The organism is Kocuria marina (assembly GCA_014652975.1).
GTDB lineage: Bacteria > Actinomycetota > Actinomycetes > Actinomycetales > Micrococcaceae > Kocuria > Kocuria marina.
In genome coordinates this window covers 835,908-857,779 of sequence record BMZV01000001.1, presented here as the reverse complement: position 1 = coordinate 857,779, position 21,872 = coordinate 835,908, and the positions used below count along the sequence as shown (strand labels likewise).

General features: G+C 68.5%; 19 protein-coding genes and 1 pseudogene. 12 read left to right on the top strand and 8 right to left on the bottom strand.

The window, feature by feature from the left end; translation table 11 throughout:
* Positions 1 to 21: 21 nt before the first annotated feature.
* Positions 22 to 2,817 (bottom strand): hypothetical protein, encoded by a 2,796-nt coding sequence (locus tag IE157_RS03980; RefSeq protein WP_193519163.1) that lies wholly within the window; start codon positions 2,815 to 2,817, stop codon positions 22 to 24.
* A 260-nt stretch (positions 2,818 to 3,077) separates the two neighbouring features.
* On the opposite strand from IE157_RS03980, the pseudogene IE157_RS12800 reads away from it, so the two are divergent.
* Positions 3,078 to 3,326: pseudogene (locus IE157_RS12800) on the top strand (trehalase-like domain-containing protein); the annotation flags it as partial.
* A gap of 83 nt (positions 3,327 to 3,409) precedes the next feature.
* Positions 3,410 to 5,152: a glycoside hydrolase family 15 protein gene (locus tag IE157_RS03975; protein WP_318281297.1), complete on the top strand. Its 1,743-nt coding sequence runs from the start codon at positions 3,410 to 3,412 to the stop codon at positions 5,150 to 5,152.
* Positions 5,153 to 5,274: 122 nt separating this feature from the next.
* Here the strand turns inward: IE157_RS03975 and IE157_RS03970 are convergent, their stop codons facing one another.
* Complete coding sequence (locus tag IE157_RS03970; RefSeq protein ID WP_193519161.1) at positions 5,275 to 6,540, bottom strand: S8 family peptidase; 1,266 nt, start codon at positions 6,538 to 6,540, stop codon at positions 5,275 to 5,277.
* A 442-nt stretch (positions 6,541 to 6,982) separates the two neighbouring features.
* Here IE157_RS03970 and IE157_RS03965 point away from each other — a divergent pair, with 442 nt between their 5' ends.
* The 7 genes from IE157_RS03965 (at position 6,983) to IE157_RS03935 (ending at position 13,693) form a co-directional block, all read left to right on the top strand.
* Positions 6,983 to 8,359, top strand: a complete 1,377-nt coding sequence (locus IE157_RS03965) for an L-serine ammonia-lyase (RefSeq protein WP_193519160.1) — start codon at positions 6,983 to 6,985, stop codon at positions 8,357 to 8,359.
* Between the two features lie 16 nt (positions 8,360 to 8,375).
* Positions 8,376 to 8,888, top strand: coding sequence for a metallophosphoesterase family protein (locus tag IE157_RS03960; RefSeq protein ID WP_193519159.1), 513 nt, complete (start codon positions 8,376 to 8,378; stop codon positions 8,886 to 8,888).
* A gap of 9 nt (positions 8,889 to 8,897) precedes the next feature.
* On the top strand, positions 8,898 to 9,539 hold the full coding sequence (gene thpR / locus IE157_RS03955) for an RNA 2',3'-cyclic phosphodiesterase (RefSeq protein ID WP_193519158.1): 642 nt from the start codon (positions 8,898 to 8,900) through the stop codon (positions 9,537 to 9,539).
* Positions 9,536 to 10,783, top strand: coding sequence for an MFS transporter (locus IE157_RS03950; RefSeq protein WP_193519157.1), 1,248 nt, complete (start codon positions 9,536 to 9,538; stop codon positions 10,781 to 10,783). Before thpR ends, IE157_RS03950 begins: the two co-directional genes overlap by 4 nt.
* A gap of 124 nt (positions 10,784 to 10,907) precedes the next feature.
* The gene (locus IE157_RS03945) at positions 10,908 to 11,312 is read left to right on the top strand and encodes a zinc-binding metallopeptidase family protein (protein WP_404820563.1); all 405 of its coding nucleotides are present in this window, start codon (positions 10,908 to 10,910) and stop codon (positions 11,310 to 11,312) included.
* A gap of 33 nt (positions 11,313 to 11,345) precedes the next feature.
* Positions 11,346 to 12,521: a CaiB/BaiF CoA transferase family protein gene (locus tag IE157_RS03940; RefSeq protein WP_193519156.1), complete on the top strand. Its 1,176-nt coding sequence runs from the start codon at positions 11,346 to 11,348 to the stop codon at positions 12,519 to 12,521.
* Positions 12,518 to 13,693, top strand: a complete 1,176-nt coding sequence (locus IE157_RS03935; protein ID WP_064845398.1) for an acyl-CoA dehydrogenase family protein — start codon at positions 12,518 to 12,520, stop codon at positions 13,691 to 13,693. Before IE157_RS03940 ends, IE157_RS03935 begins: the two co-directional genes overlap by 4 nt.
* Positions 13,694 to 13,705: 12 nt before the next feature.
* On the opposite strand, the gene IE157_RS03930 is transcribed toward IE157_RS03935, so the two are convergent.
* Positions 13,706 to 14,707, bottom strand: a complete 1,002-nt coding sequence (locus IE157_RS03930; RefSeq protein WP_318281296.1) for an N-acetylglucosamine kinase — start codon at positions 14,705 to 14,707, stop codon at positions 13,706 to 13,708.
* 30 nt (positions 14,708 to 14,737) lie between these two features.
* Complete coding sequence (locus IE157_RS03925) at positions 14,738 to 15,061, bottom strand: putative quinol monooxygenase (protein WP_064845396.1); 324 nt, start codon at positions 15,059 to 15,061, stop codon at positions 14,738 to 14,740.
* A gap of 134 nt (positions 15,062 to 15,195) precedes the next feature.
* Here IE157_RS03925 and IE157_RS03920 point away from each other — a divergent pair, with 134 nt between their 5' ends.
* Complete coding sequence (locus IE157_RS03920; protein ID WP_193519155.1) at positions 15,196 to 16,554, top strand: MFS transporter; 1,359 nt, start codon at positions 15,196 to 15,198, stop codon at positions 16,552 to 16,554.
* Between the two features lie 87 nt (positions 16,555 to 16,641).
* On the opposite strand, the gene IE157_RS03915 is transcribed toward IE157_RS03920, so the two are convergent.
* The 3 genes from IE157_RS03915 to IE157_RS03905 form a co-directional block, all read right to left on the bottom strand.
* Positions 16,642 to 16,833 carry a CsbD family protein gene (locus IE157_RS03915; protein WP_035965533.1) on the bottom strand — a complete coding sequence of 64 codons (192 nt, stop codon included), beginning with the start codon at positions 16,831 to 16,833 and terminating at the stop codon, positions 16,642 to 16,644.
* A gap of 194 nt (positions 16,834 to 17,027) precedes the next feature.
* Complete coding sequence (locus tag IE157_RS03910) at positions 17,028 to 17,948, bottom strand: hypothetical protein (RefSeq protein WP_318281295.1); 921 nt, start codon at positions 17,946 to 17,948, stop codon at positions 17,028 to 17,030.
* Positions 17,949 to 18,111: 163 nt separating this feature from the next.
* Entirely contained in the window at positions 18,112 to 18,579 is a 468-nt protein-coding gene (locus IE157_RS03905; RefSeq protein WP_193519153.1) for a MarR family winged helix-turn-helix transcriptional regulator, read from the bottom strand.
* Positions 18,580 to 18,794: 215 nt separating this feature from the next.
* Here IE157_RS03905 and IE157_RS03900 point away from each other — a divergent pair, with 215 nt between their 5' ends.
* On the top strand, positions 18,795 to 19,223 hold the full coding sequence (locus IE157_RS03900) for a MaoC family dehydratase (protein ID WP_318281294.1): 429 nt from the start codon (positions 18,795 to 18,797) through the stop codon (positions 19,221 to 19,223).
* A 104-nt stretch (positions 19,224 to 19,327) separates the two neighbouring features.
* Here the strand turns inward: IE157_RS03900 and IE157_RS03895 are convergent, their stop codons facing one another.
* Positions 19,328 to 20,200 carry an NAD(P)-dependent oxidoreductase gene (locus tag IE157_RS03895; protein ID WP_193519151.1) on the bottom strand — a complete coding sequence of 291 codons (873 nt, stop codon included), beginning with the start codon at positions 20,198 to 20,200 and terminating at the stop codon, positions 19,328 to 19,330.
* A 778-nt stretch (positions 20,201 to 20,978) separates the two neighbouring features.
* Between IE157_RS03895 and IE157_RS03890 the strand changes: the two genes are divergently transcribed.
* Positions 20,979 to 21,818 (top strand): hypothetical protein, encoded by an 840-nt coding sequence (locus IE157_RS03890; RefSeq protein WP_318281293.1) that lies wholly within the window; start codon positions 20,979 to 20,981, stop codon positions 21,816 to 21,818.
* Positions 21,819 to 21,872: the final 54 nt, after the last annotated feature.

Here is a 21,872-nt window from a genome sequence, read left to right as displayed (position 1 = left end):
GGTTCCAGTGGAGGTCACTGCTCAGTCGTTGGCGTTGATCGTGAGCTCGTCCCCGGACACGCTCACGGTCCCGTAACCGGAGACGCTCGAGGTGGTGTCCCGGTCAGTCCAGTCGGCGGGCTCGTCGTCGTACTCCTCGTTGTACTGGTAGTCCAGCCGCACCTCGCCGGAGCGGTCGGTCGTGAAGGTCGCCTGGTTCCCGTACGAGGACACCGAGTAGGTGGGGTAGCGCTGGATGCTCCACCGGGGATTGCGGTAGTCCTCGTCGTCACCGTAGATCGAGTACCCGAACGGGCAGCCCTCGGGCTCGAACTCCGTGCTCTGGGCGCACCTGTCCAGGGTCGCGTTGAGCTGCTTGGTCACGTCCTCCTCCAGGGCGGGCGTGAAGGACGGCCGGAAGGACATCACGGGCGCAGAGGACGGCGAACCGGCGCGGATCTCCGCCACCTGGTTCCCGCCGTACGTCACGTACTTGCTCGAGGAGCTCACGCCCACGGCGTAGTCACCGGGCAGCACCGTGTACTCCACGGTGTGGGGCTGGCCCTGCGTGTCCACGGACACCTTCTTCCCGTTGACGTCGAGCTCACCGACTCCCGCGGGCACCTCCACGGTGAGCGCCTGGTAGAGAGGCACCCCCGCGCTCTCGTCCACGCGCCACGACTTGAACAGGCCGTCCCGGGAGTCACTGACCATGGGCAGCGCCACGGGCGTGGTGACGCCGTCCTGGGTCACGGTCGCGTTGACCGTGGCGCGGTCCCCGTCGATGGTCGTGTCCTTGATCTCGTACGAGGAGATCCGGTTCTGCGTCGCGCCGTAGACGTCGTCGGTGAGCAGGGCGCGCTGGCCGCTGCTGACGTTGGGATTCGCGATCTCCGCGGCGTGGGTGGCGTTGCCATCCGTAACGGAGCGCAGCAGGTCCTCGGCTTGGTTGTCCGGGCCGAACACGGTGCGGCTCAGCACGGAGAACACCACGGTCGCGAGCACGGCCAGCAGGATCAGGGTGCCCACGATGATTGCGATCAACCGGATCCGCTTCTTGGTCGCGGGGTCCATGGGGGCGCGCTGCGCCGGCATGCGCGTGGTCGCCCCGGGATCGTCGTAGCTCGGCAGCACCCGGGTCTCGTCGCCGCTCCCGGCGTGCGGTCCGGAGTAGGCCGCAGTCGCGTCCTGCGGGGCCGTCGTCGCCGTCGGTTCGGCGCTCGGGTGCTGCGCTGACGATGTCGCTACGGGGGCTTCCGGAGCGGGCGTCGCCCGGGTGCCGACCCCGGCGAGTCCCGCACCCGCGAGTCCCGCGCCACCCATGGCGGCCGTGGAGGCCACCACGGCCGCCCGGCCCCGGGAGCGCTCCGAACCGCGCAGTCCGCGGGTCACCCGGCGCGGCAGGGTGTGCATGAACGCGGGCACCACCAAGCGGGCGAGCAGTTCGATAATCACGCCCCACACCAAGAACACGAGACACGTCCAGCCGGCCGGCCGCAGGCTGAACACCGCGTTGCTCGAGCCGACCATGCCCCCGGAGGCATATCCGCCCACGCGCAGCAACCACAGGGCCAGCAGGCCCAGCAGAAAGTAGGTGACGGGCAGCACCGTCCATGCCAGCGGGGTGCGCGCCACACGCGCGTCCAGGGGACGCACGTGCGCCCACGTGATGGCCGCACACACCGCGGACACGAGGGCCAGCAGGATGCACAGCACCACGGCCCACACGGGGACGGTACCTTCCGACCACAGGTAGAACGCGTCGGAGCGCCCGGTCAGTCCGGTGAGCGACGTCGCCGCCCCGCCCGCCGTGAGCGCGGACAGCAGCGAGAGGACGAACAGCCAGCCCACCGCGATCGGCAACCAGAACAGGGCGGAGAAGCCGGCGGGGGCGCCACCCTCGACGAACGCGTAGATCAGCAGCCCGAGTCCGGCCACGGTGCCGAACACCGAGAACTGGACGGCGATGGGCCGCAGCACCTGCAGCACGCCGGGGGTCGAACGTTCGGCGCCGACCACGATGCGCCCCGGGGAGACTTGGGTGGAGCGCACGTTCAGGGCAGCCGCCACGCTCAGCAGGCCCACGAGGAACAGGACCGGGAAGAGGCCCCCGCCCAGGGCCGTGAGGCGCACGCGGATGTCCGAGGCGAAGAACGGTACGTCCAGGCGCAGCACCGTGAGGGCGGTGACGACCAGCGCCAGCGCGGCCCACGTCAGTCCGCTCACGGCGGCCATGAGCCACTGCACCCCGCGGGTCTCCACGCGCATGCGGGTGGAGAGCTTGCGTGCGATGAGCCACGCGGTGAGGATCCCGCACGCCAGGGCGAAGTACTGGGGGACGGTGATCCCTGCGGAGGCTCCCTCGCCCCCGAAGCTGAGGATGAGCCGCAGCGGGACCAGGGCCGCCATGGCCGCGAGCTGGAACGGGACGGACAGGATCCAGCGCAGCCCGGAGGTGTCGGTGTCCAGGCCCGTGGCGTTGCTGATCTCGCCGTTAAGGCGGTCGGTCGTGGATCCCTCGTCCGAGTCCCCCTGGAGGGCGAGCCCCAGGATGCTCAACACCAGGGCGATCACGATGCCCACCACGGTTCCCACGTAGCCGCCCACGCCCGCGAGCACGGGAACCCACCAGTGTCGCGCGGTCATCGTGGGCAGCGCCGCCGGGGGCCGGTGGCCCGCACCCCGGGCAGCAGCGGCGTCGTGCTGTGCGTCGAGGTCATGCTGGACTCCGGGGTCATGCCGCGCGGTTCCCGGTGATGTGGTTGCGGATAATTCTTCGGTGTCGTCGGGACCCGGTTCGCGGGCCTTGCCCGCCGGGTCGTGCGCCGATGAAGGCATTCGTTTCTCCCCAGAATCACGCGATGAAAGCCCAAGAACCCATCTGGGCAATTCCTGAATACCAGAAGAATGCGTACGGAAAGCGCCAGGCTATTCGATCGGGGGACAGGTTCGTGAATAAGTCAGTATTTGACGTGTGCGCACGGGGTTCCGGCGAGGAGTACCGGGACGGCGGCGGGGCGTGTCCGGTGCGCCGTCATCATCCGGCCCCGCACGTCACCGAAGGACGGGGCCCGTGACCGTAATGATGGAATGGGCCCATGAGTACCCCTCTGGAGGACTACGCACTGCTCGCGGACCTGCAGACCGGGCCGTTGGTGTCCCGGGACGGCAGCGTGGACTGGTTGTGCTTCCCGCGCTTTGATTCACCCGCCGTGTTCTGCGCCCTGCTGGGGGACGAGAGCAACGGGCGCTGGAAACTCAGCGCCGTGGACGGACACGTGGTCTCCCGCCGCTACGTCCCGGACACCTTCGTGCTGGAGACCGAGTGGCGGACGCCCACCGGACGGGTGCGCGTGACCGACTTCCTGCCGCCCAGTGACGACCACGCGGATCTGGTGCGGCGCGTGAAGTGCCTCAAGGGAACCGCGGGGTGGAGCACGATCTGCGGTTCCGCTTCGACTACGGCAAGGTCATCCCGTGGGTGCGCCGTGTGCAGCTGGGCAACCAACGACCCCGGCACCCGGACGAGGCGCGGTTGGGGGATTCCGCCACCGAGCCCCACCCGGTGGGCACGTCCGAGGAACCCGGCCGTGCGGCGTCGAACCTGGAAACGGTGACAGCCGGCGAGCGGCACGGCCGGCACCCGGACTTCAAAAAGTTGCTACGGGAGATCTCCGCGCGCATCGCGCTCAGTACGTCTCGCGCGGACCACGGGCTGCTGGCCGTGGCCGGCCCGGACGCCCTGCTGCTCACGGGCCCGGACCTGGAGCCGTACGAGGAAGACGCGGAGGGCAATCCCGTGGAGGTGCTGCACCGTGAGCACGATCCCGGCAGCGACATCCGGGTGATGGAGGGGATCCGCCGGGGACACCGTGGCCGGTTCACGCTGCACGAGGGCGAGGGCATGGACTGGGTGCTCACGTGGAGCCACTCGTACGAAGAGCTGCCCGTCCCCGCGGACCCGGACAGCGCCCAGCGGGCCACGGAGGACTTCTGGCGCGGCTGGGCCTCGGACGTGGAGTCCCGCGGCGAGTTCGACGGCGCGGTCTCCCGTTCCCTGCTCGTGTTGCGCGGACTCACCCACGCCCGCACCGGGGGGATCGTGGCGGCGGCGACCGCGGCGTTGCCCGAGGACTTCGGGGGCGAGCGCAACTGGGACTACCGCTTCACGTGGTTGCGGGACGCCGCCCTGACCATCGAGGTCCTTGTGGAACACCGGCACACGCACGGTGCGCTGCTGTGGCGTGACTGGTTGCTGCGCGCCGTGGCCGGGGACCCGCAACAACTGCAGATCATGTACGGCGTGGACGGGCGCCGGGACCTCGCTGAACGGGAGCTGGATCACCTCAGCGGCTACGAGAATTCGCGGCCCGTGCGGATCGGTAACGGCGCGGTGGAGCAGTACCAGGCGGATGTTGCGGGCGAGGTCATGATGGCCCTGGCCACCCTGCGGGACAACGGGGTGGAGGAGAACGACTACTCGTGGGGTCTGCAGTGCAACCTGTTGGGCTTTTGTGAGCTGCGCATGGACGAGCCGGACAACGGGATCTGGGAGATGCGCGGGGACACGCATTTCTTCACGCACGGCCGCGTGATGATGTGGGCCGCGTTCAACGAGGGCATCCGGGCCGTGACCGAACACGGGCTCACGGGGGACGTGGCGCACTGGAAAGAGATGCGCGATCGTCTGCACCGCGAGATCTGGGACAAGGGGTACAACCGGGACCTCGGGTACTTCACCCAGACCTACGACAACACGGAGGTGGACGCCTCCCTCCTGCAACTGCCGCAGACCGGGTTCATCGCGCCCGACCACCCCGCGATGCTGCGCACCGTGGAGCGGATCGAGCACGAGTTGCAGGGCGAGGAGGGGCAGGTGTGGCGCTACCGCACCACCGACGCGGGTACGTCCATGGACGGGCTGTCCGGGCGGGAGTACCCGTTCCTGATCTGCACGTTCTGGCTCGTGGAGCAGTACGCGCGCTCCGGGCGCATTGAGGACGCCCAGCGGTTGATGCGCACCACCGTGGGTTTCGCCTCGGACCTGGGTCTGCTCTCCGAGGAGTACGACGTCGCTCAGCACCGTCTGGCGGGCAACTTCCCCCAAGCGTTCAGTCACCTGGGACTGATCCGCGCCGCGGACGCGCTGGAGGCCGCTCAGCGCGACTCCTGAGGGGAGTCGGGCCGAGCGGCCTCGGGCGGAGCTGCCCACCAGGGGGTGGCTCAGGGTCGAGCGGCCCGGAACGATCGGCTCAGGTTCGGAGCCGGCTCACGCCGATCGGCTCGGGCTGAGGGTCAGCGAGCCCCGGTGAGAAGCGAGGTGTTCAGCATGAGGTTCGCCGAACCGCGCACGTAGTCGATCGTGCCGGGGGTTGCGCTGGACTTGAGCGCGCGCTCCACCTCCGCCACGCCGGCGTTCGGATGCTGCTCGAGGTACAGCGCCGCCGTGCCCGCCACGTGCGGGGTGGCCATAGAGGTCCCGGAGATCGTATTGGTCGCGGAGTCACTGGACGGCCAGGCCGAGGTGATGTCCGTGCCCGGGGCCAGGATGTCCACACAGGAGCCCCAGTTCGAGAAGCTCGAGAGCTGGTCGCGGCGATCCGTGGAGCCCACCGTGATGGCGGCGCTCGCGCGGGCCGGGGAGTAGTTGCACGCGTTGTTCGCGTCATTGCCCGCGGCCACGAGGGGCACCACGCCGGCGCTGATCATCCGGTTGATCGCGCTGTCCATGGCGGTGGAGACCCCACCGCCCAGGCTCATGTTGGCCACGGCCGGACCGTTGACGGTGGAGGAGACCCAGTCCATGCCCGCCACGATGCCGGCGGTGGAGCCGATGCCGTCACAGCCCAGCACGCGCACGGGCATGATGTTCGTGGACTTGGCCACGCCGTAGGTGGACCCACCCACGGTGCCGGCCACGTGGGTGCCGTGACCGTTGCAGTCGCCGCTGCCGTAACCGTCGTCGATCGCGGTCACACCGGGGGAGACCCGGCCGCGGAACTGGGAGTGGGTGGCGCGCACGCCCGTGTCGATCACGTAGGTCGTGACACCCGCGCCGGTGGCCGAGTAGTTGTAGGTCCCATTGAGCGGCAGGTCCTTCTGGTCGGAACGGTCCAGGCCCCACGTGGCGTTGGACTGGGACGCGGTGGCCTTGACGGTCTTGTTCTTCTCCACGACCGCCACGCCCGGGTCCGCGTTGAGGTTCTTGACCTGGGCGGGGCTCAGGTCAGCGGTGAAACCACCGATGGTGTTGAACTGCTGCTTGACCTTGACGCCCTTGGACTGCCACTTGTCCACCTGCTTCTGGGTGGCCTCGGCCACGGCCGTGCGGGCCGCCCTGCTCGCCGGACCGGCGGGCGCCTTGCTGGCGGCCGGCAGTTCCAGCATGACCACGTACTCGCCGCCGGACACGTCCAGGACCTTGGCTCCCTGGTTGATGGAGTTCTGCGCGGACGCGTTTTCCGCCGGGGTGTTGGCGGGTGCCGCAATGCCCGGGGAGACCGTGCCCAGGACGACAGCGGCCGCGGCGACCGTGGCGAGGAATGCGTTTTTCTTGCTCATGGAGGGAATCCTTCATTCGGTGGTCAACCGAGATCCGAGGAAACGAGCCCGTGGATTTCGTGAACGACCAGAGTGACGAGAAAGTGCCGTTTCCCGTGCACGAGAAACGGGGGCGGCGGGTCAGAGGGCGCATTCCAGTACCGCATGAACGACCGTTTCCGCATGTCCAGGCCAGGTTCTCGAATGCGATTTCACCGTAATCGAATCGTTATTAATTGCACAATGGCCAAACGGCCAGACTCTCAAAAACATGTGTCACCTATTTATTCGGCGGCTCGGCCGCGCTCGTCATGGCCTCCTCACGCCTTCGACAGTTGCCCACTATGTGAGACCCACGTACCTTGGGTGTGTTCCGCGCGACCCATCCGCGTCGCGCGGCCGCCCGGCTCCGCACGGCCCCACCAGGCCGCTTCCCGGAGCCCGACAGTGGGGAGACCGCGACGTGGCACTCAGTGCTCTGGATTTGTTCTCGGTGGGTATCGGACCGTCGTCCTCCCACACCGTGGGGCCCATGCGGGCCGCACGGCTCTTCGTGGCCGGGCTCGCCGCCGACGCCCTGCTGGAGTCCGTGACCCGGGTCCACTCCCAGCTCTTCGGCTCCTTGGGGGCCACCGGGTGGGGTCACGGATCGGACAAGGCCGTGGTGCTGGGGCTCATGGGCGAGGACCCCGAGACCGTGGACACGGACCTCGCGGACCAGAAGGTCGCGCTCGCGGGGGAGAAAGGGCAACTGCTGCTCGGGGGCACACACCCCGTGGCCTTCGACCGTTCCCGTGACGTGATCATGCACCGCAGGAAGTCCCTGCCCACCCACCCCAACGGGATGAGCTTCACCGCCTACGACGCCGCCGGCGAGGTCATCCGCGAACGGATCTACTACTCCGTGGGCGGTGGTTTCGTGGTGGACGAGTCCGCGAGCGGTGCGGACAAGGTGGTCGCGGACAGCACCCCCGTGGCCTACCCGTTCAGCACGGGTGATGAATTGCTGGCCATCTGCGAGACCGAGGGTCTGAGCATCGCCCAGATCATGGTCGCGAACGAGCTGTCGTGGCGGCCTGCGGAACAGACCCGGGAGCAGCTGCTGCACATCTGGTCCGTGATGCAGGAATGTGTGGAGAATGGGTGCACGCGCGAGGAGAAGACCCTGCCCGGGGGACTGAAGGTGCGCCGTCGTGCGCCGGAGATGCGCAAGCGGCTGCTCGCCAAGGAACCCGGCAACGATCCCTTCTACGGCATGGACTGGGTCAACCTGTACGCGCTCGCGGTCAACGAGGAGAATGCGTCCGGCGGGCGGATCGTCACGGCCCCCACGAACGGTGCGGCGGGGATCATCCCGGCGGTGCTGCACTTCTACACGCGGTTCATGGCGGACGCGTGCGATGACAAGATCGTGGACTTCCTGCTCACCGCCGCGGCGATCGGGATCGTGATCAAGGAGAACGCCTCGATCTCCGGCGCCGAGGTGGGTTGCCAGGGCGAGGTGGGATCGGCGTGTTCCATGGCGGCCGCCGGCCTGTGTGCGGTGCTGGGCGGGAGCCCGCGGCAGGTGGAGTGTGCGGCGGAAATGGGGATCGAGCACAACCTGGGGCTTACGTGCGACCCTGTGGGCGGGCTCGTGCAGATTCCGTGCATCGAGCGCAATGCGATCGCGAGCGTCAAGGCCATCAACTCCGCCCGGCTGTCCATGCAGGGGGACGGGACCCACAAGGTCTCCCTGGATCAAGTGGTCAAGACCATGCGGGAGACCGGCGCGGACATGAAGGTCAAGTACAAGGAGACCTCGCGCGGCGGCCTCGCGGTCAATGTGATCGAATGCTGACGGGCACAATGGGGGCGTGAGCACCTCGATCCTCCTCCTCGCGGACACCCACCTGCCCAAGCGGGCCAAGACCCTCCCGGACCAGGTGTGGCGCGAGGTCGACGCCGCGGACGTGGTGCTCCACGCCGGTGACTGGGTGGACCTGGCCACGTTCGAGGCCCTCGAGCAGCGCTCCCGGAAGCTGATCGCGGTGTGGGGCAACAACGACGGCCCCGAGTTACGCGAACGCATGCCTGAAACCGCATACTGCGAGCTCGAGGGGGTGCGGTTCGCCATGACGCACGAGACCGGCGCCTCAAGCGGACGGGAGCGGCGTATGGACCGGGCGTTCCCGGACATCGACGTCCTGGTCTTCGGCCATAGCCACATCCCCTGGGACACCGTGGCGCCCTCCGGGATGCGCTTGCTCAACCCCGGCAGCCCCACCGACCGGCGGCGCCAACCACACTGCACGTACATGCGCGCGGTCGCTGACGCGGGTGCCCTCACGAGCGTGGAGCTGATCCGGTTACCGCCGCGCACCGTCTAGGGTGGGCGCATGAGGCTGTTCGCGGCTGTTCACCCCACCCGGGCCGCACGTGAGCACCTGGTCGGTGCATTGCGTGAGGTCCGTGAACTCACCGGCACCGCACTGCGCTGGGGCGACCCCGAGCAGTGGCACGTCACCCTTGCGTTCTACGGCGAGCAACCCGAGGCTGCGGTGCCGGAGCTTGGGGAGCTGCTGAGCGACGTCGCCCGGAACCACGCACCGCTCACCGTGTGCTTGCGAGGCGCGGGATCCTTCTCCGGCACAACCCTGTGGATGGGCGTGGGTGGTGCCTCGGACGCGCTCGTGGAGCTCATGCACGCGTGCTCGCTGGACCCCGAGGAGCGCGCAAGACAGCGCGCCCACCTCACGGTCGCGCGCATGTCCCGTGCCGAGCGCACGCGCAAGGCTCGCGAACGACGCCGCAGCTCACGCACCGTGGCGCGCCCCGGGCCCGAGCTCGCGCATGTAGTGCACGCGCTGTCCGTGTACGAGGGGCCCGCGTGGACCGTCAGCGAGCTCTCCCTGGTGTCCTCAGAGCTCGGCGAGGGCCGCAGCGGTGGCGCCCTGCACCGCACCGTGCAACGATTCCGGCTGTCGGAGCGCGTCGCCTCGGACGCCCCTGGGCGTATGCCTGAGGAAGGCTGCCGGTGACTGATTCGGTTCGTGGGGCACGCGCCGGCGCGTGGTTGTGGCTGCTCGTGGCGTGCGGGGTGTTGACCCAGGCCACCGTGAACCTGTTGCGACCGGTCACGTCCTACAAACTGCTCGCGCTGCACGCGGACTCGATCACGATCGGGTTGACCACGGCCGCGTACGCCCTGGTCCCACTGCTCACCGCGGTGTGGCTCGGGCGGTACTCGGACCGCACCCGGCAATTGCGCGTGCTGACCCTTTCCGGGGTGTTTCTGCTGGTCGCCGGTGGGGCGCTGCTGGCGCTGTCACCCACGGTGTGGGCGGTCGTGGCCGCGAGCGCCGTGCTGGGCATGGGGCACCTGAGCTTCACGATCGGGGGTCAGACGGCGATCGCCCGTTACGCCGCGGACCGGGACCTGGACAAGGGGTTCGGGTGGTTCACCGCAGCGTTCTCCGCGGGGCAGATGATCGGCCCCGCCCTGGGCGGTTGGCTCGTGGGGCACAGCTCGTCCGCGACCTCCCCGGAGCGCCTCGCGGACGTGAACCAGGCACTGTGGATCGGTGCCGCGATCTCGCTCGCGGCCGTTCCGCTGTTGCTCCTGCGCGCCGGGACACCCGCGGCGGACGCGGCCCCGTCCCGCGCGACCTCCGGTACTGCGGCGCGTTCCGAATCAGCCGACAAACCCACCATCGCACGGGTGCTCAGGGTGCCACGGGTGGCGTCCCACATGCTCGCCGCACTGTCCCTGCTCGCGATGCTCGATATCCTCACCGCCTTCCTGCCGGTCATCGGGGAGGAGGCCGGTGTGGCTCCCGCGGTCGTGGGTCTGTTGCTCGGCGTCCGGGGTTTCGCGTCCATTGCCTCTCGGTTGCTCCTGCCGTGGTTGTCCCAGCGGTTCTCGCGGCGGGGCCTGTTGCTGACATGTTTGTTCGGGGCCGGCATCACGCTGGTCATCCCACCGCTCGTGCTGGGGAACTTCTGGGCCGCGGCGTTCTTCCTGGCCGTGGGTGGATTCCTGTTGGGTTTGGGTCAGCCACTCACCATGACCATGATCACCACGTCCGTCCCGGGCAACTGGCGCGGCTCCGCCCTGGCGGTCCGGTTGACGGGTAATCGCCTGGGGCAGGTGGTCCTCCCCCTGGTTGCGGGTGTCTTCGCGGCACCCCTGGGCCCGGCCGCCGCGGTGTGGATGTGCTGCGGGGTGCTCTTGGCCAGCGGTGCGGAGAAGGCGTGGGGGGACCGCCGCGCGGACCGTTCGTGATGTGACCGTGCCTACCGTGGCCGCAACTGGTTCATGGCTCAGGAGGGTTCATGTCCGCACTGCATCAGGTGCTCCCGCGGGATTTCCGGCGGATGTCCCGCAACGGCGGGCTCGAGTCCGGGGAGTGGAGTGCCAAGCGGCGACCACCGCGGACGGGCTCAATCGGCAGTGGTTCGTCGGGTGGTTGATCGCGCGCGGTGCCACGGTGTACTACGACGCGATCGGTAACGAGTTCGGCCTCTTCGAGCTGTGTCCGGGTGCCCCGTACGTGATGGTCGGCTCGCATCTGGACTCCCAGCCCAGGGCCGGCCGGTTCGACGGCGCCTACGGCGTGCTTGCCGGGGCGACCGTGTGCGCGGAGCTGTACCGAGCGGCGCCGTCCGGGGAGACGGAACTGACGTACAACCTGTGCGTGGTGAACTGGACGGGTAGCGCGCCCGGCCGAGCGTCGTCGCCCGTAGACGTGCGGCGGGCGGCGACCCGGAGGCGTAGCGACGTCGTCGGGCCGTGGCCGCGGCGGCGCACCTAGAGTGGAGGACATCGTCGATCCGAGGAGGACCCCGTGACCGAAGCGCTGCCCCTGGACGGTGTGCTCGTGGCCGATTTCTCGCGCGTGCTCGCGGGGCCGCTGTGCACCATGACGCTCGCGGACCTCGGTGCCCGCGTGATCAAGGTCGAGCGCCCGGACACCGGTGACGACACTCGCGCGTGGGGTCCGCCCTATTCCGAGACCGGTGCCACGTACTTCGAGTCCGTGAACCGCAACAAGGAATCCGTGTGCCTGGACCTGCAGGACGAGGACGGGCGGGAACTCGCGCGCGAACTCGCCCTGCGCGCGGACGTGGTCGTGGAGAACTTCAAGCCCGGCGGGATGGCCAAGCTCGGCCTGGGCTACGAGGAGATCTCGCGCGAGAACCCCGGCGTGGTCTACGTGTCCGTGTCCGGTTTCGGCACCGCCGAGGGCGCCCACCTGGCCGGTTACGACTTCCTGGTCCAGGCCGTGGGTGGGCTCATGAGCATCACGGGCGCCGCGGACGGCGAGCCCACCAAGGTGGGCGTGGCCCTGGTGGACGTCCTGACCGCCAAGGACGCCACGATCGGCGCGCTCGCGGCCCTCGAAGCGCGACGCCGCACGGGCCGCGGCGCGCACATCGACGTCAGTCTGCTCTCGAGTCTGCAGGGTGCCCTCGTCAACCAGGGCCAGGCATACCTGGGTGCCGGTAAGGTCCCCGAGCGCATGGGCAATGCCCACCCGTCTATCGTCCCCTACCAGTTGTTGCACTGCGCGGACGCGCCCCTCGCGGTGACCGTGGGCAACGACGGACAGTTCCGCAGATTCACCACCGTGCTGAGCATCCCCGACGTCGCGGACGACGAACGGTTCGCCACGAACTCGGCGCGCGTGGCCCACCGCGACGACCTCGTGCCGCTTCTGGAGGAGGCGCTGTCCGCCCGGACCGCCCGCGAGTGGCAGGAAGCGCTGATCGAGGAAGGGGTGCCTGCGGGCAAGGTCGCCGGGATCGGCGAGGGCGTCACGCTGGCCGAGGACCTCGGACTGGAACCCACGGTGGACGTCCAGGATCGGGAGGGCAGGACCGTGGGACGGCAGTTCCGTCATCCGGCCCGCTGGACCCCACCCCTGGAATCCCCCACGGTCGCCCCGCCGCAGCTCGGGCAGGACACGGAAACGATTGTGGCGTGGCTCCGTGAACCCCGTCACCGTACAGTGAGGACATGAGCCAACAGAACACCGTCAACGTCATGGACCTGGTGGGTTTCGACTCCCTGCTGAACGAGGAAGAGATCGCTCTGCGATCCACCGTGCGGGAATTCGTGGACGCCACCATCCGCCCCAACATCGCCGAGTGGTACGAGAAAGCGGTCTTCCCCCTGGAGATCGTCCCGGAGATGGCCAAGCTGGGCCTGCTGGGTATGCACCTGAAGGGATACGGCTGCGCGGGCCGTTCCGCCGTGGAATACGGCCTGGCCGGCGCCGAACTGGAAGCCGGGGATTCCGGTCTGCGCACGTTCGTGTCCGTGCAGGGCTCCCTGGCCATGAGCGCCATCTACAAGTGGGGCTCCGAGGAGCAGAAGCAGGAGTGGCTCCCGCGCATGGCCGCCGGTGAGGCCATCGGGTGCTTCGGGCTCACCGAGCCCACCGCGGGTTCCGACCCCGGTTCCATGAAGACGTTCGCGCGCCGCGACGGCGAGGACTGGGTCATCTCCGGCGCCAAGCGGTGGATCGGCCTGGCGACCGTGGCCAAGGTGGCCGTCATCTGGGCCCAGACGGACGAGGGCATACGCGGTTTCGTGGTGCCCACCGACACCCCGGGCTTCAAGGCCACGCCCATCCAGCCCAAGCTGTCCATGCGGGCCTCGATCCAGTGCGAGATCGAACTCACGGACGTGCGACTTCCCGCATCCGCTCTGCTGCCCGAGGCCAAGGGGCTGCGCGGCCCGTTCTCGTGCCTCAACGAAGCCCGGTACGGGATCATCTGGGGTGCCATGGGCGCCGCCCGCGACTCGTTCGAGGTGGCCCTGAAGTATTCCCAGGAGCGCATGCAATTCGATCGCCCGCTGGCCGGGTACCAGCTCACGCAGCAGAAGTTCGCGGACATGGCCCTCGAGATCGACAAGGGCTTCCTGCTCGCACTGCAGATCGGCCGCCTCAAGGACGCCGGCACACTGCAGCACCACCAGATCTCGGTGGGCAAGCTCAACAACTGCCGCGAGGCCATCAAGATCGCCCGCGAGGCCCGCACGATCCTGGGCGGCAACGGCGTCACCCTCGACTACTCCCCGCTGCGCCACGCCAACAACCTGGAATCCGTGCGCACATACGAGGGCACGGATGAGGTGCACGCCCTCATCCTGGGCCAGCAGCTCACCGGGGAGGCGGCCTTCCGCTGATCCTGTGGGTGTTCAGCCCGCCCGACCCGCTCGCCCGTCCCACAGCCCCGTGGCGCGGGCGAGCAGGGGCGCTCCCAGCACGGGTTCCCGGTCCAACAGCGTGACCCGCAGTCCATGATCGCCCAGGCGTTCCCTGAGCTCCACGCCCACCGAGGTGGTTGCGAGCCCGCCTCCCATCACTACGGGGAGGGGCTCGCCCAGGTTCCTGGCCACGGTGATGCTCAGCTCCGCGAGGTGCGCGGCGGCCGCCGAGACCAACTCGCGAGCGGCGTCGTCGTGCGGGGCCAGCTCGATCACCGTGCGGGCCAGACCGGCCCAGTGGGTGCGGTCGGGGCGGTCGTGGAACGCCGCGATCAGCTCGGTGGGCGTGTCGACCCCGGCGTGTCCCAACACGGCCCGAGCGAACCGGTCGTCCTCTGCGGGGGTCTCGTCGCTCGCTCCCCGGTGCTGCGCGTCCCGCAGCACATGGCGCACCGCTTCCCGGCCGAGCCAGAACCCGCTGCCCTCGTCGCCGAGCAGGTAGCCCCAGCCCCCGGCGCGGGTCCCGTGGCCGGAAGCGTTCACACCCCACGCCACGGAACCGGTTCCCGCGATCACCGCGATGCCCTCGGTGTGTCCGCCCGCGGCGAGGATCAGGCGGGTGTCATGCACCGCGATCACGGGCGTCTCCGACGCCGGGTAGGCGTCCGGTGCAGGGTGACCGTCCGCCGCCGAAAAAATGCCCGGCGCCGGGCCAGCGCCCGCTGCGGCCTCAGCCACGGAGCGAATGAGCTGCGTCAGTGCAGCGGCGTCGTGCGGGGTGTCCACACCGCCGGCGCCGGCGAGAACCGTGGTGCCGGGTGGCGGTTCCAAGCGGGCGAAGATCTCCCGCAGTGACTGGGCGGCCCGCTCCCGGCTGACGTTCTGCACGTTCGCGCTGCCGGAACGAGCTTCGCGCACCGGGGAGTCCCCGCGGAACAGTACGCCGCGGGTGTGGGATCCGCCGATGTCCAGGCCCACGAGGAACCGGTTCACGGGTTCACGGGTTCCCCGGTCATCAATGCCTCAGCCCTCGACGGTGACTTCACCCATCTCATCCCAGCCGTCACCGTCGATCTGGCGGGAGATGATGCGCGGGGTGCGGACGAGGTACGGCGGGAACTTCTCGGTCATGGCAGTGAAGTGCTCGGACTTCACGTGGGCCTCGGCGGCGTCGTCCTCGAAGGCCTCCACGAGCACGTACTCGTTGGGGTTGTCCAGGCTGCGGGACCAGTCGAACCACTTGTTGCCCGGCTCCTGGCGGGTCGCGGCAGTGAAGTCCGCGACGATCTCGGGCCAGCGCTCGGCGTACTCGTCCTTGACCTCGAACTTGACCACGATGAAGATCATTGCACTGCTCCTGTCCTGGGGTGTGACACGTCCCGTGCCGGTTCCATGCCGTGCCCCAGTATAAGTCGGCGGCTCGCCGTCATGCGGCGTCACGGCGGCCGCGGGAGGAGCGAACCGTGGGCTAGTGTGCAGACATGAGTAGCGCACCTACCCATCTGCCCGTCACGCACGAGCAGCGTGTCACCGCTCGCCGCGCCGTGGTCGCGTCCTCGATCGGTAACGCGCTCGAGTGGTTCGACATCATCGTCTACTCGTCCCTCGCGGTCGTGATTTCCGCGCTGTTCTTCGAGTCGGATTCGATCGGACAGGTCACGGGCACCCTGCTGACGTTCGGTACGTTCGCGCTGTCGTACCTGATCCGCCCGCTCGGTGCCCTGGTGCTGGGCTCCTACGCGGACCGCCACGGTCGCCGCCCGGCCCTGACCATCACGATTGCCCTGATGATGCTCGGCACGCTCATCATGCTGCTCGCCCCCACGGCGGCGGTCATCGGCCCCGCGGCAGCGCTGCTCATCCTGCTCGCCCGCCTGATCCAGGGCTTCTCCGCCGGTGGCGAGTTCGGCACGGCCACCGCGTTCCTGATCGAGAACGCCCCCGACAAGCGCGCCTTCTACGGGTCGTGGCAAGTGGCGACCCAGGGCCTTGCGATCCTGATGGCCTCCGGTTTCGGGTTCGCGCTGTACACCCTGCTGAGCCACGACGCGCTGTACTCGTGGGGCTGGCGCATCCCTTACCTCTTCGGCCTGCTCATCGGCCCCGTGGGTCTCTACATCCGCTTGCGCATGGACGAGACCCCGGACTTCCGGGCGTTGCAGGACGAGCGTGCGCGAGCGGCGTCGTCGCCCTCGGAGAGCACGGGTACAACGACGCCGCCCCGCCCGTCCCTCGGGCGCGGTCCCCTCGCGCAGACCATCGTCCACTCCGCCGGCCGGTGGCTCACGGCCGCAGGTGTGGTGGGCCTGGCGTCCATGTCCGTGTACACGATCCTGTTCATGCCCACGTACTCGATCCAGAACCTGGACCTGCCCTCGTGGGCCGCGTACCTGGGCGGTGTGGTGGCCGGCGCGGTGACCCTGGTGGGCTCCCCGTTCGTGGGGCACCTCGCGGACCGCGTGGGACCTGCCCGGGTCATGCTCGTGGCCTCCGCGGTGGGCATCGTGGTGGTGTACCCGCTGTTCCTGTGGTTGGTCGCGGCCCCGACGGTGGCCACCCTAACCGTGGTGCAAGCGGTGCTGGGCGTGATCATGGCCCTGTACTTCGGCCCCATGCCCGCGCTGCTCACCGACATGTTCCCCACGCAGATCCGCACCACGGGGATGTCCGTGGCCTACAACCTGGGCGTCACGGTGTTCGGGGGATTCGCACCCCTCGTGCTCGCGTGGCTCGTGAGCTCCACCGGCTCTCTGACCTCACCGAGCATCTACTACGCGGCGGTGGCGGCCCTATCCCTGGTGTGCCTGCTGATCGCGCGCAAGCGGTTCGCGGTGCGGTGATCCGGACCGCGGTGGGGCGGGCAGACGAAAGGCCCTCGTCGTGTTCACGACGAGGGCCCTCCGGTCGAAAGGTGGCGGGTGCGGATCTCAGCCCAGCCCGTCCTTCAGATTCTTGCCGGCGTCTTTGATGTTCTCCACGGACTGCTTGGCGCCACCGGAAGCTTTCTCCCCGGCACCCTCAGCTTGCAGATCTGCGTTGTCCGTGGCGTCACCAAGCTTTTCCTTGGCGGAACCGGAAGCCTTCTCCGCAGCATTACTGATCTTGTCACCGAGTCCCATAGGCACTTCCTTCCGTGGAGCGAACAGGTCCTCATAATCTAGACCCGACGTCCCGGCCGGGGGAAGACATGGCGCGGAACAATTTCCTGGGAGCACCCGCTTCAAAACCTCGGGCGCGGCGGGCCTTCCGGCCCGGGCGACTCCCCGGAACCGCGGTGTCTGCCGAACCAAAAGACTCCGCCAGCCCGAGCGGCTCACTGGTAGGACACGAACCACGGCTTGGGCGTCAGCTCGAAGGTCTGCTTGGGGGTGAACGTGGGGGTGTCCTCGTCGTAGAAGTTCTTCCACGCCATGCGGATCCCCCGGGGCAGCTCGTGCTGCAGAGCGTCCCACGTGGACATCTTCAGATCCGGGGTGCCGTGTCCGTCCGCGTGCAGGAGGAACGCGAGCTCGGGGTGGTCCGTCGTGATGGCCTCACGGTTCTGGATCATGGGCATGGAGAACTGGTGCAGGATCAGGGTCTTCTGGGGCAGGCCGTTCTCGGCCGTGAGCCGGGCGAGCCACTGCGTGGTCTCGTTGATCTCCTGAGCGCTCACGGACCCGATCTGCTGCAGCGGATACTGCCCGGGCCCCAGCCGCCACTCAGGGTCCAGGGCCAGGCCCACGTTGGGCCGCTTGAGCAGTTCCTCGTACCGCTTGGCCTGGGACAAGAAGTCCGAGCGGCCGGGCTGCAGGTCCAGGACCACGTAGATCCCGTGCTTCTGCGCGGCCTCGATGTACGGCATGAGGCGCTCCACGGGAGCCTCGCTGGAGAAGTCGCCGTCCGGTCCCGGGTCGGAGGAAGCGGTGGTCGCGATGATCTCGAACGCCGGGATCACTTTCTCCTGGCTGTAGGGCTCGTACTGCTTGGCCAGCTCGATTGCCCGCTCGGCGGATTCCTCCGGCCCCTGCTCACCCAGCGCGCCCAGCCCCGGGGTGCCCGGGTGTCCGTAGAGCGCCACGAACCGGCGCTCGGGGAACAGGGTGGTGCCCCCGCCGATCAGCTCTGGCGGCTGGGTGGGCGTGGGTGTCGCGCTGGGCTGTTCGGTCGCGGTGGACGACGTCGCTGCGGTACCGTTCGCGGCGTCGTCGCCCCCCGCGTCGCCGCCGGAACCGCAGCCGGTGAGCATAAGCATGGCGCAGAGGGCGGAAAGGGCGGCGGGGGCGGCGGAGCGCATGGTGCGTGACCTCGATCGGTAGGGGGAGCGCGGGGGAGTCGAGTGTGCTGGTTCCACGGTACGTGTTCGCGGGCGTGAACACCCGGAATCCCGGGGCGGGCGGGGCCGTATGACGGTGCGCTCAGCCCAGTGCCACGCGCTGCAGCAAGTCCAACAGGGTGGCCCGTTCGTCCTCGCTCAGGGGTGCCATTGTCCCGTCCGTGCAGCGGTCCACCGCGGCGCGCGCACGCCGGTAGAGCTCGCGGCCCTTGTCCGTGGGCTCGATCAACTTGGAGCGGCGATCATGGGGATCGGTGCGCCGCACCACGGCCCCGCGACGCTCGAGGGAGTCCACGATCAGCACGATCTGGCTGGGGTCCAGGACCAGGTACCTGCTCAGGTCCCGCTGGGACGGGTGCAGGTCCGAACACACGAGGGACAGGGCCGAGTAATGGCGCACCTTCAGGTCCAGTTCCCCCAGGGCCCGGTTGGCGGACGCGGAAGCCAGGGAACTCGCCCGGGCCATGAGGAACACCGGCTCGCTCGCGAGATCACTCGTCCTCAGGTCCGGCGCTGGGTCAAGGGCGTCCTGCGGAAGGGGGGTGGTCATGTCGCTGCTCCTGGGTGTCGTGTCGTGACGTGCTCCGTGCGGTGGGCGGGGGGTGGGACCGTCCGCCGAAGGATCGTCGTGAATAATCTTAACCGTTGGCAATCTCAATTAAATACGGTCCCATGAAAGAAACATGCGGTGACGCCCATCACCGCCGGAGCAGAACCCCAGAGGGAGCATGTCATGACCGCCAAGACCTTGTTCTGTTCGACGAGGTGGCCGAGCTCGCGGGGAAGGATTTGGGCTACTCCGAGCGGCGCGAGATCACCCAGGACCAGGTGAACCTGTTCGCGGACGCCACCGATGACCACCAGTGGATCCACACCGATCCGGAGAAGGCCGCGGACGGTCCGTTCGGTGGGCCCATCGCACACGGGTTCTTGACCCTGTCGCTGCTGATCCCCATGTGGTCCGAGCTCTTTGACGTGTCCGACGTGAAGACCAAGGTCAACTACGGCGTGGACAAGGTCCGTTTCACCTCACCGGTGAAGGTGGGCGCACGCATCCGGATGACCGTGACCATCGCGGAGGTCGCGGAGGTCAAGGGCAACGGCCTGCACCTCGTGGCGGATGCGACGATCGAGATCGAGGGGGAGGAGCGCCCCGCGGTGGTGGCGCGCTTCCTGAACCGGTTCTACAAGTAGGGTTCAGGGCCCCTCACTACATTCCTGCCCCGATAATGCACGCTACGACGCTGTGGCGTGCATTATCGGGGCACAGGTGTTCTCAGGGGTGGGTCCCAGGTCGTTCACTTCTCGGTTCTGTCCGCGATCCACTTCTGGAACACCGCGGAGTCCTGCTCGCCCAGCCCCCCATCGATGAGCTGTTGCGCCGCGGCCGCGATGGGCCCGCCCAGCACCGACGTGGTTCCGGTGGCGCGGGCGGCATCCAGGTACGCGGAGACGTCCTTGTGCACGAAGGCCGCCTGCGCGGACACCGAGTAGTCGTGGGCCACGAGCTTGGGAGTCTTGTCCGCCAGGATGGTGGATCCCGCGTAGCCGCCCTGGAGCAGGTCCAGCAGTGTGGCCAGGTCCAGTCCGGCCCGTTCGGCCACGACGCTGGCCTCGGAGATCGCCACGATCTCCGCCGCGCAGATCAGCTGGTTGCACGCCTTTGCCACCTGCCCGGCCCCCAGCGGTCCCAGGTGGACGGGGCGACCGCACGAGGACAGGACGTCCGAGACCAGGCCTGCGGCGGCGTCGTCGCCACCCACCATGACGGACAGGTCCCCGCGGATCGCCCCGGCCTCCCCGCCGCTGATGGGCGCGTCCACGAACTCGACACCCGAGGTGTCCCGGTGCCAGCGGGTGATGTCCACGGGGGAGACGGTGGAGCTGATCGCCAGGACCAGGCGGTCGTGGTCGGCGTCGCGCTCGCGGGCGCCCTCAGCGAGTTCTTCCAGCACGCCGTCGATTTCCGGGGCGCCGGGCACCAACACGATCACGACGTCGCACTGGCGTGCCATGTGCCGCGGCGTGCCCACCGCGCGGGCCCCCGGGGCCTTGTGGAGGCTGCGATGCAGGACCACCACGTCGTGCCCGGCGCTGATGATGTGCCCGGCCATGGGCTTGCCCATGGATCCGAGACCGATGATTCCCGCGGTGTGCGGTGACGGGCTCATGCTGCGGCTCCTCGCGACGGTGACGGGTGGTCCCATCATGCCCCGAATGCTGGCGCCGGCGTCCAGGGGTGGGGGCGAATTACCTCGAACAGAAATACCGAAATGAGGATGGGCGTCGTACTGCCGGGAAAATTCTATGCGATCTTTGATTTGGTGGAACTGGGTGGCAGTGGGTTATCGCCATGGGAGGTGCCGAGGGTGCATCCAGCCCTTATGGGCGGGGTATTCGTGACTGGATTGATGACTGCATTACGTGTATTGCGGGGCCGCGCCCCAATATCCGGCGTCTCGAGCGTTTGGTCATCGGCGCCGGCGTGGATCATCCGGGTCGGATGGCCGGTTGGAGCCGCCGAACAGTGCGGATTTAAGGACACTTCCGAAAAAGTAAATAAGGCCAGCAACCAGAGGGATAAGCAGTATCGAACGGATAAGAATGGCCAGGTGATCCATTATTCACTTCTCGCGCCTCGTGAAGTCCATTGTCATACGTAGTTATAAGGATTCAGTCTAGCAGGATCACCCTCATGAAAATAGTGTGGTACTTCATTCGTATTTCTTCTTCGAAGCGGACGGGGAATGTCGGCCATTGATTGGGCGATGCACGGGGGTAGGTCATGGAGCCTCCCGCAGTCATGCTCACCACCCGCACCCGGGGGCGTAATGACATCTCACGGAGGGGCGGCCCGGGGCTGGAACCGCCGGGGCCCACCCGGAGGGACGAGGGAACCGGTGGGGCGACGACACGACCGAACGGAAGACCGAGCACCCGCACCACGGGGTGGCGCTCGAGCTGGCCGACGGCACGCTGTTCACGACCCAGGGCACGGAGGATGAACGGCACACCGTGCGCGTGCTTGGCAAGGACGGCGCCGTCAAGGCCGAGACGACGGACTGCCCGGCCGTGCACGGTGAGGCGGCGGCTGCGCCGGGAGCGAGCACCGACACCGTGATGGCGGGTTGCGAGAACGGGCCCGTGATCTATCGGGACGGGACGTTCCACAAGGTGGCCGTGGCGGACGCCTACGCGCGCTCGGGCAACCTCGCAGGTTCGGAGAGGTCGCCGATCGTGCTCGGCGACTACAAGGTGGACGAGGATGCCGAGCAGGAGCGCCCCACGCGTGTGGCCCTCTTCGACACCCGGGACGGGTCGCACCGGCTGGTGGACTTGGGCTCGTCCTACTGGTTCCGTTCGCTGGCCCGCGGGCCGGAGGGTGAGGCTTTGGTGCTCACGTACGACGGCAAGCTCAACGTGATCGACGTGGAGTCCGGAAAGGTGGTCCGGAAGACCGACGTGATCCAGCCGTGGGAGGAGAAGACGGACTGGCAGGAGGCGGGTCCCGCGATCAAGGTGGCCGGTTCGAGCGCCTACGTGACCGACGCGCAGAACAAGAAACTGCACGCGGTGGATCTGACCAAGGGTGAAGTGGCCAAGACCATCGACCTGCCGCAGACGCCGGTGGAACTCGCGGTGGTGACGGGCAAACCGGGGGCTCCGGCGCGGGAGGAGAAGGCGCACGGACACGTTTCCCACAAGGGTCACGACCATGCCCACGACGACGCCGCTCCCTCAGCGGGTGCCCCTGCGGACGCCGGAGGTCACGGCGGGCCCGGGCACTGACGGTCCCGGATGATGTGCTCCTCGATCACTGGAACAGATCGGGCAGTGGCCCCG